This window comes from Endothiovibrio diazotrophicus (assembly GCF_054657215.1).
The window spans coordinates 1-1,458 of record NZ_BAAHXB010000250.1; the positions used below are offsets into that span (position 1 = coordinate 1).

1 protein-coding gene is annotated in these 1,458 nt (G+C 46.2%); it reads right to left on the bottom strand.

Going from position 1 to position 1,458, the window contains the following annotated elements:
• Nucleotides 1–1,399: P-loop NTPase (locus ACYQ2W_RS26160; RefSeq protein WP_459873998.1), on the bottom strand; the 1,399-nt coding region annotated here is incomplete at its 3' end.
• Between the last annotated feature and the right edge of the window lie 59 nt (nucleotides 1,400–1,458).

Consider the following 1,458-nt stretch of genomic DNA (forward strand, 5'->3'; position numbering starts at 1 on the left):
CATTTTTTCCCAAATGGGCAGCGGCTTTCAGGAAGAAATCTTCTGGGAAAATGGTATAGCCCATACTCTTGGAAGCATAGATGCTGGCTATCAGGTGCAGTGCTTTGCCAAGTCCATGATGGCGTTCGTCCTCTTCCAGTGCCAACAGTTTACTGGCGATAATATTTTGGAAAGAGGTCAATACGCCATCCTTTAGGTCAATATCGGTATATTTGTCCCGCTCATTTAACATGGTAGCCGCCACGAACAGAATCATGAAAAGAGCAGCATGGTCGAGCAGCGTTGGCAGTGCATCCAATTCGTCAAGGATTCCATGGTAGTCCGTAAATGACGTGGCGATATGTTTGAGTACGTTCCGATTTTCACTGGGCAGTAGTTGGTATTTTGAATCGTGGTAGCAGTAACTGCCATAGACGGAAGACTGGAAGCTGCGGTCGCCGATGAGCACGAGCACGTTGCGCTGGTCGTTAAGCCAAGTGAAGAAGTCCGTACCGCTTTTCTCTTTCATGTTACGGTACCAGTCTTCCATGAAGACGAGATGGCGCAGTTGGCTGTTTTCACTGATAGACTTTGCGTCATGATTGATGAAGCTATCCATGTTTTCCACCCACCAGCAGATATAACCCTTTTTGGCACGGTCAATGGCTAACTGGCGCAGCAATGTAGACTTGCCACTGCCGCCTTCGCCATACACTACGGCAGCTATTTTTTTATCCAAAAAAGGCTTTGCAAACAAGTTATCAAGCATGTCTTCAATGTCTGAACGACAATTCCGTTGAGCGGCTAAACCGTGCCATACGCCCAACCACTGCCAGTCACCGTTCACTTTAGCAGTGTAAAACTGAAAAGGGTCGGCCATCCTGCTTTCCAAGCTTTTTAGGAAGTCGGGGTGGAGTAGTTGGACTCCGCTACTGATACTACCCTCAGCATACATCCGCTGTAGGCGTGGATAGGTACGCACAGCTTTTTCGAGGTTGTCCCAAAACCAGATTTGCACAATTTTATTGTAAGTGCGGGACAATTTTTCGGCATTATCCTGCAATTCAGTGTCAGGTTTCAAAGTAGAGGCATAGATGAACACATCAAATTGATGGGAAGCTATTGCCGATTTCAAGTCTTGCTTTAGTTCTCTGATAGCTTCAGCAGGTCTGACGTTGTTTGGGTCTTTTTTATACTTGCATTGAATAACAACCTTTTGGGAATCGCCTCTATTATTGGTAGCTGTTATTTCACGGTTGGTGGTATTAATGTCAATCCCACCTTGCTTTTGTCCACTGCGGCCATAGCGTTGTGCAGCGAAATCGCCAAACCAGTCCCTCGCTACTTCGCAACAAAAGTCCTCGAAATGATCGCTGTTATGAATTGGTATGATGCGGTATGCATTCAAGAATGTTGACATCGCGTAATCCCATGCAGAGTCATTACTGCCTCTCTATCTCCCTTCATCAGCATTTATGC